Genomic DNA, 7,783 nt, shown 5'->3' on the forward strand with positions numbered 1-7,783 from the left:
ATGTATTCGGTTGATATTTCGGGTCGCAATCTTAAGGCTGTGCCTTTGCCAAGCGGTGCGTCCGATCCGTCATGGGGGCCGTTGCAGCCGTAACGATGTGTGATTCCCTAATGGCGAAAGCCATGCTAGAGTAAGAAAAAACCGAGCAGTTATGAAACAGGATGAAACCCTATGACACTTTTTAAGACAACAGCGGTTGTGCTCTTGGTGCTGGCAACAGCAGCATGTACGAACCCGGATCGTTTTGGCGCTGGGCGCGACGGCGGCGATGGTGCCGGTGCGAATGCAGGTCTCGGGGCTGGTATGGCCGGATCGGCAAGCGACCCGACAAGCCCGCTCTTCTTTAACCAGACCATCGGTGACCGCGTTCTGTTCGCGGTGGATACATCAACCATTACGCCCGCAGGCCAGACCATTCTTGACGGCCAGGCGCAGTGGCTACTGACCAACGCAGATTACCGTGCCGTGATCGAAGGCCATGCCGATGAGCAGGGCACACGTGAATACAACCTTGCACTTGGCCAGCGTCGCGCGAATGCCGTACGTGAATACCTCGTCTCGCGCGGTGTGCCATCGAGCCGTTTGCAGGTGACAAGTTTTGGCAAAGAGCGCCCCGTCGCGATTTGTTCAGACGAAAGCTGCTATGCGCAGAACCGGCGTGCAGTCACAGTTCTTTCGTTTTCTGCGATGACAAGCTGATCAAGACCTGAAGGAAGCCCATATGTTGTACCGTCTTGCTGTTGTCTGCGCTTTACTGATTTCGCCGTTGCCTGCCGTTGCGCAGGAACAAACCTTGGCAGATATCAGGCAACAGCTGACGGTGCTTTTCGTTGATGTGCAGCGTTTGAAACGTGAATTGTCGACAACGGGCGGGCTTGGTGCGGGCGTTGCGGGGAATACACCGCTTGATCGTCTGAACGCGATCGAGGCGGAGTTGCAGCGCCTGACGTCAAACACCGAACAGCTTGAATTTCGGGTGAATAGCATCACGACCGATGCCGACAACCGCATCGGCGATCTTAACTTCCGTCTTTGCGAACTTGAGCCGGGCTGTGATATTGGCCAACTTGACGACACGCCTTTGGGCGGCATCACAGTATCGGGCGCTGTTGCGCCTGTGACGAACCAGAACACAGGCGGCCCTGCTTTGGCCATCGGCGAACAAAGCGACATCGAGCGGGCGCAGGAGGCGCTCGCTGCAGGTGACTTTCGCAGCGCCGTTGACCAGCTTGAGACCTTTGTCGCGACCTACCCGGGTAGTCCGCTGACCTCTGATGTGAATTATCTCCGCGGCGAGGCATTGGAAGGTTTGGGAGAAACTACCAATGCGGCGCGCGCCTATCTTGAGGCCTTTTCGGGCAATCCGACAGGGCCAAAGGCACCCGATGCCTTGTTCAAACTTGGGTCGTCCCTTGGCAAGATCGGGCAAACACAAGATGCCTGCCTAACACTTGCCGAAGTGAACGTCCGTTTCCCTGGCAACGCGACCGTGCTTGACGCCCAGATGGAAATGCAAGCCTTGGGATGCCAGTAAGCCGCCCCTCGGACAGCGTTGAGGCACGTTTCCAGGCTGCGATCGCGGCTTCAAGCCGTTCTGACCAACCTGTTGGCCTTGCCGTGTCGGGCGGAGGCGATTCCATCGCTTTGATGCAATTGGCCGCGCGTTTTCGTCCAGCAGATACGCTCCGCGCGATTTCCATAGACCATGGTCTCCGTCCCGAAGCGAAAGACGAGATCGCCTTGGTGGCCGCACAGGCTATGACCCTTGGGATTGATCATACTATCGTCAATTGGACATGGGACGGAAAAGGCAATCTACAGGCCGCCGCCCGCGAGGGGCGCTGGGCCGCGGTGCGCGACTGGGCTGTGATGCATGACTTGTCCACGGTCTGGTTCGGTCATACCGAGGATGATCAGGTTGAGACGCTTCTGATGCGGTTGGCGCGTGGTTCGGGCATTGATGGTCTGACAGCGATGTATCCGCTGACGCGGCGTGACGGTCTGCAAGTGTTCCGTCCGCTTTTGGGGCTATCGCGCGCTGATCTGCGTGATTGGTTGACGCAACAGAAAATCATATGGGCCGAAGACCCCAGCAATGAAGACACACGGTTTGACCGCGTGCGCGCACGGCAGATGTTCGGACATCTGGAAACCTTGGGCATGACACGCAAGCGGTTGTTGCAAACCGTCGACCATATGCAGGCGGCACATCTGTCCTTGCAAGAGGCGGCGCTCGGTTTCGCCAAGCGCTATGTGCGGCAAGACGCGGGTGATCTGATCTTGGCGCCTGAAGCGCTTGAACTGGAAAGGGCCGATGCGCCACGGCGCGTCATGGCCGCTGCATTTTCATGGGTGGGTAGCCGCAGTTACCGGCCACGGTTTGAGCAGTTACTGGAAACGGTCGGGCAGGCCCGTAAAGGGGCCACGATCACTTTGGGCGGATGCATCATGACACCCGATGAGGGGGGCGCAGTCCGCCTGATGCGTGAGGCGGCGGCGACAACCGCCGCCGTGCGTTTGCATCATGATGCGGGCCAACCGCTTGGGGTGTTCTGGGATCAACGTTGGTTTCTTGAGGGACCAGTGCACGATAATCTGACCTTCAAAGCGCTTGGGGAAGGGATCAAGGACTGCGCGGATTGGCGCGATGTCGGGATCCCGCGCACATCACTGATGGCATCGCCTTCGGTCTGGCAGGGGGCGCGTCTTATCGCGGCTCCAGTGGCCGGTTTATCGCAGGGATGGTCTGCGCGGATTGTCGCGGATTTCCATTCATCGGCGTTTGCCATTGAAGATTAGGGTTTAACCGCTATTTTAGATGAAACGCTTGTGCAACGACTCTGTCGTTTCACTTCCCCATATCAAAGGAGTTTCCCCCTTGGGCAACGCGCGTAACATGGTCTTTTGGGTCGTCCTGTTCCTTATGGTGCTGGCCCTTTTCAATCTTTTCAGTAGTCCGCAGGGCGCCACCAACAGTGAGACGCGCAGCTACTCGGCTTTCGTCCAAGCCGTCCAAGGTGGCAGCGTCTCAAGCGCGGTCATTGATGGTGAGAATATCCGCTTCACAGAGGCAGGTCGCACTTTTACCACGATCCGCCCACAAGATGCTGAAGTGACACAACTTTTGTTGGCCGCTGGCGTCCCTGTCGAGGCGCGGAGCCAGGAAACATCGGTGTTCCAGTCGTTCCTGTTAAGCCTGCTTCCTTTCCTGCTTTTGATCGGTGTATGGATCTATTTCATGAACCGGATGCAGGGTGGCGGCAAAGGTGGTGCGATGGGCTTTGGCAAATCGCGGGCAAAACTGCTGACCGAAAAGCACGGACGCGTCACTTTTGACGATGTCGCTGGCATTGATGAAGCCAAAGAAGAGCTTGAAGAGATCGTCGAATTTCTGCGTAACCCGCAAAAATTCTCGCGTCTTGGTGGTAAAATCCCGAAAGGTGCGTTGCTTGTTGGTCCTCCGGGGACGGGTAAGACGCTGCTTGCGCGCGCAATTGCGGGTGAGGCAGGTGTGCCATTCTTTACGATCTCAGGTTCTGACTTTGTCGAAATGTTCGTTGGTGTGGGTGCATCCCGCGTCCGCGACATGTTCGAACAGGCCAAGAAAAACGCGCCTTGTATCGTGTTCATCGACGAGATTGACGCAGTTGGCCGCGCACGTGGCGTCGGCATCGGTGGCGGCAACGACGAGCGCGAGCAGACATTGAACCAGCTTCTGGTCGAGATGGACGGTTTTGAAGCCAACGAAGGCGTCATCATTGTTGCGGCGACCAACCGTCGCGACGTGCTTGACCCTGCGCTGTTGCGTCCGGGCCGTTTTGACCGTCAGGTCACTGTTCCGAACCCCGATATCAAAGGCCGTGAAAAGATTTTGGGCGTGCATGCGCGGAAAATCCCGCTGGGGCCTGATGTTGATCTGCGCATTATCGCACGCGGCTCGCCCGGGTTCTCGGGTGCGGATCTCGCGAACCTTGTGAACGAAGCGGCGCTGATGGCGGCACGTGTCGGGCGCCGGTTTGTGACGATGGTTGATTTCGAAAGCGCAAAAGACAAGGTTATGATGGGGGCCGAGCGCCGGTCTATGGTCATGACTGCCGAGCAAAAGGAAATGACAGCCTATCACGAAGCGGGCCACGCGATTGTTGGTATTTCGCTGCCGAAATGTGATCCGGTCTATAAGGCCACGATCATTCCGCGTGGCGGTGCCTTGGGCATGGTGATGAGCCTGCCCGAGATGGACCGTCTGAACATGTTCCGTGATGAATGCCACCAGCGTCTGGCTATGACCATGGCGGGCAAGGCGGCGGAAACCATCAAATACGGTGCCGATCAGGTCAGCAACGGCCCTGCCGGTGACATCCAGCAGGCCAGTCAGTTGGCCCGTGCGATGATCCTGCGGTGGGGCATGTCGGATAAGGTCGGTAACATCGACTATTCCGAAGCGCACGAAGGCTATTCCGGCAATACCGCTGGTCTGTCCGTATCGGCCAACACCAAAGAGCTGATCGAGGATGAGGTGCGCAGCTTTATTCAGGCCGGTTATGAGCTGGCGCATCAGATCATCACTGAAAAGAACGTCGAGTTCGAGCGTTTGGCGCAGGGTCTGTTGGAGTATGAGACGCTGACCGGCGACGAGATCAAGCGCGTGATGGCGGGTGAACCACCCCAATCTGGCAATGATGCAGATGATGCGCCACCAGCGGGCGGCACGCCATCGGTCACGGCGATCCCGAAAACCAAGCCGAAGAAGCCACGTGCTTCTGACGATGGCGGGATGGAACCGGAACCTTCTGCATAAGATCAAAACGCCGCTCTGAAAGGAGCGGCGTTTTTCTTTGGCCTCTGCCGATTGAAGCCTTCATTTGTCTGCCGTAAGCATAGGCCAACGACAAAGAGGAGCGCGTTATGCCTGCACTGGCCCCCACGAAAATCACTGGCGAAGTCGTCTGGATTGGTCATGTATCAGACCGCGATACGTCGTTACGCTCGCAAGCGGCGGATATGGCGGAACTGACCTATGCGGGTATTTCGGGTGAAGTGCATGGCGGGCTGACGCGTCCATCCTGTAGCCGCGTTTTGAGCCAGTATCCGCGCAACACCGAAATCCGCAATGTGCGCCAACTGTCAGTGGTATCAGCCGAGGAACTGGCCGAGATTGCTGCGGATTGCGGGTTGGAAACGCTGGACCCGGCACTGATTGGCGCGTCTTTGGTCATCAAGGGCATCACCGACTTTAGCCACCTGCCACCTTCATCGCGTCTGCAATTCGCCGATGGTTCCGCGATTGTTGTTGATATGCAAAACCGCCCCTGTCATTTGCCCGCCAAGGTGATCAACGCAGAGCATCCCGGTGCAGGCGACAAATTCAAAACAGCCGCGAAAGGCAAGCGCGGTGTGACAGCTTGGGTTGAACGTGAAGGGAACATCCATCTCGGTGATACTGTGACCCTGCATATCCCCGACCAACGCGCATGGGCCCCTTAGGTTTCCCATCCGACACAAGCAGGCGTGCTGCCGCCGATTCCGGCGGTGAATATGTCGCAATCACAGTGCGTGCGATGATACCGAGGCGCTAGAAGCGATCAGGGGATACACACGGCATTTGCCAAGAAATGGGTAAGGTTTTCATGGAATATAAGTCTGATATCGAGATCGCACGCGCTGCGCAAAAGCGCCCAATTCAGGAAATCGGTGCGAAACTGGGCATTGAAAGCGACGATCTGCTGCCTTACGGCCACGACAAAGCAAAGGTCAGCCAGCGTCTGATCAACGCGGTACAGGACCGCGCCGATGGCAAGCTGATCCTTGTCACTGCGATCAACCCGACACCCGCGGGTGAAGGTAAGACAACCACGACTGTGGGTTTGGGTGACGGGCTGAACGCGATCGGCAAGAAGGCTGCGGTATGTATTCGCGAAGCCTCGCTCGGGCCCTGTTTCGGTATGAAGGGCGGTGCTGCGGGCGGTGGCTATGCGCAAGTCGTGCCGATGGAAGACATGAACCTGCACTTCACAGGGGATTTCCACGCGATTACGTCGGCGCATAACCTGCTGTCGGCGATGATTGATAACCATATCTACTGGGGCAATGAACTCGAGATCGACATTCGCCGCGTTGTCTGGCGGCGCGTGCTGGACATGAACGACCGCGCTTTACGTCAGATCACGACGTCTTTGGGCGGTGTGGCCAACGGTTTCCCGCGTGAAGCAGGCTTTGACATTACTGTGGCATCCGAGGTCATGGCGATCCTGTGCTTGGCCCGCAACCTGGACGATCTGCAAAAGCGGCTGGGCGATATCATCGTGGCCTACCGCCGCGATCGCACCCCTGTCTACTGCCGTGACATCAAGGCCGATGGTGCGATGACGGTGCTGTTGAAAGACGCGATGCAGCCGAACCTTGTGCAGACTTTGGAAAACAACCCGGCCTTTGTGCATGGCGGGCCTTTTGCCAATATCGCACATGGCTGTAACTCGGTCACGGCGACAACAACTGCGCTGAAACTGGCGGACTATGTCGTCACAGAGGCAGGTTTCGGTGCCGATCTGGGTGCAGAGAAGTTTATGAACATCAAGTGCCGCAAGGCAGGCATTGCGCCTTCTTGCGTGGTGGTTGTCGCCACAGTGCGCGCGATGAAAATGAACGGGGGTGTGGCCAAGGCCGACCTTGGCACAGAGAATGTAACGGCGGTCGAGGCAGGTTGCGCCAACCTTGGGCGGCACATCGAGAACGTCAAATCCTTTGGCGTACCGGTCGTCGTGGCGATTAACCACTTTGTCACCGACACCGATGCAGAGGTTGAAGCGGTCAAAGCCTATGTCGCGACCCAAGGGTCCGAGGCGATCCTGTGCAAGCACTGGGCGCTTGGATCAGAAGGGACCAAAGATCTGGCGACGCGTGTGGCCCAGATTGCCGACGCAGGTGAAGCGAATTTCGCACCGATCTATCCCGATGACATGAGCCTTTTTGACAAGATCGACACGATTGCCAAGAAAATCTACCGCGCAGACGGCGTGGTCGTGGATGGCAAAATTCGCGAGCAGTTGAAGACGTGGGAAGAGCAGGGATACGGCAATCTGCCGGTCTGTATGGCCAAGACGCAGTACAGCTTTACCACCGATCCCACCCAGCGCGGTGCGCCGACAGGGTTCTCGGTACCGGTCCGCGAGGTGCGTTTGAGCGCCGGTGCCGGCTTCATCGTGGCCATCTGCGGTGAGATCATGACCATGCCGGGCCTGCCGCGTGTACCATCGGCCGAGCAGATCATGCTGAATGATGCAGGCGAGATCGAAGGGCTGTTCTAGCTGATACGGGCGGGGCTATGCCTCGCCCATTTCCTATCCGACCAACAAAGAGAAGACGTAATGACTGCAACAGTAATTGACGGAAAAGCCTTTGCCGCAAAGGTCCGCGGGCAGGTAGCCGAAGGCGTGGCCAAGCTGAAGGCCGATCATGGCATCACCCCCGGTCTGGCTGTTGTGCTGGTGGGCGAGGACCCTGCCAGCCAGGTCTATGTCCGGTCAAAGGGCAAGATGACCGTCGAGGTCGGGATGGCGTCTTTCGAGCACCGGTTGGATGCAGACACCTCCGAGGCGGATTTGCTGGCGCTGATTGGGCAGTTGAACGATGATCCTGCTGTGCATGGTATTCTGGTGCAACTTCCGCTGCCCAAGCATCTCAACAGCGATCTGGTGATTAACAGCATTGATCCGGCCAAGGACGTTGATGGCTTCCATATCTCGAACGTGGGCTTGTTGGGTACGGGGCAGAAAAGCATGGTGCC

Annotated in this window: 7 protein-coding genes; all 7 read left to right on the forward strand. The window is 57.6% G+C overall.

Going from position 1 to position 7,783, the window contains the following annotated elements; genetic code table 11:
• Positions 1-171: 171 nt before the first annotated feature.
• Positions 172-699 carry a peptidoglycan-associated lipoprotein Pal gene (gene pal, locus VGP75_RS18215; protein WP_327545007.1) on the forward strand — a complete coding sequence of 176 codons (528 nt, stop codon included), beginning with the start codon at positions 172-174 and terminating at the stop codon, positions 697-699.
• A gap of 22 nt (positions 700-721) precedes the next feature.
• A complete protein-coding gene (ybgF, locus tag VGP75_RS18220; protein ID WP_327545008.1) occupies positions 722-1,534 on the forward strand; it encodes a tol-pal system protein YbgF in 813 nt (270 codons plus the stop codon).
• The gene (gene tilS, locus VGP75_RS18225) at positions 1,525-2,799 is read left to right on the forward strand and encodes a tRNA lysidine(34) synthetase TilS (protein ID WP_327545009.1); all 1,275 of its coding nucleotides are present in this window, start codon (positions 1,525-1,527) and stop codon (positions 2,797-2,799) included. Before ybgF ends, tilS begins: the two co-directional genes overlap by 10 nt.
• Before the next feature lie 79 nt (positions 2,800-2,878).
• Positions 2,879-4,798, forward strand: a complete 1,920-nt coding sequence (gene ftsH / locus VGP75_RS18230; RefSeq protein WP_526025533.1) for an ATP-dependent zinc metalloprotease FtsH — start codon at positions 2,879-2,881, stop codon at positions 4,796-4,798.
• 107 nt (positions 4,799-4,905) lie between these two features.
• A complete protein-coding gene (locus tag VGP75_RS18235; protein WP_327545010.1) occupies positions 4,906-5,484 on the forward strand; it encodes an MOSC domain-containing protein in 579 nt (192 codons plus the stop codon).
• 143 nt (positions 5,485-5,627) lie between these two features.
• Positions 5,628-7,304 carry a formate--tetrahydrofolate ligase gene (locus tag VGP75_RS18240; protein WP_327545011.1) on the forward strand — a complete coding sequence of 559 codons (1,677 nt, stop codon included), beginning with the start codon at positions 5,628-5,630 and terminating at the stop codon, positions 7,302-7,304.
• 60 nt (positions 7,305-7,364) lie between these two features.
• Positions 7,365-7,783, forward strand: a 419-nt coding sequence (locus tag VGP75_RS18245; RefSeq protein WP_327545012.1) for a tetrahydrofolate dehydrogenase/cyclohydrolase catalytic domain-containing protein, incomplete at its 3' end; no start/stop codon positions are given.

Source organism: Yoonia sp., from assembly GCF_036007805.1.
Lineage (GTDB): Bacteria > Pseudomonadota > Alphaproteobacteria > Rhodobacterales > Rhodobacteraceae > Yoonia.

Bases quoted from the DNA above. Each gene is read 5' to 3' on its own strand.
- pal (WP_327545007.1), top strand. From the start codon at position 172: ATGACACTTTTTAAGACAACAGCGGTTGTGCTCTTGGTGCTGGCAACA.
- ybgF (WP_327545008.1), top strand. From the start codon at position 722: ATGTTGTACCGTCTTGCTGTTGTCTGCGCTTTACTGATTTCGCCGTTG.
- tilS (WP_327545009.1), top strand. From the start codon at position 1,525: ATGCCAGTAAGCCGCCCCTCGGACAGCGTTGAGGCACGTTTCCAGGCT.
- VGP75_RS18235 (WP_327545010.1), top strand. From the start codon at position 4,906: ATGCCTGCACTGGCCCCCACGAAAATCACTGGCGAAGTCGTCTGGATT.
- VGP75_RS18240 (WP_327545011.1), top strand. From the start codon at position 5,628: ATGGAATATAAGTCTGATATCGAGATCGCACGCGCTGCGCAAAAGCGC.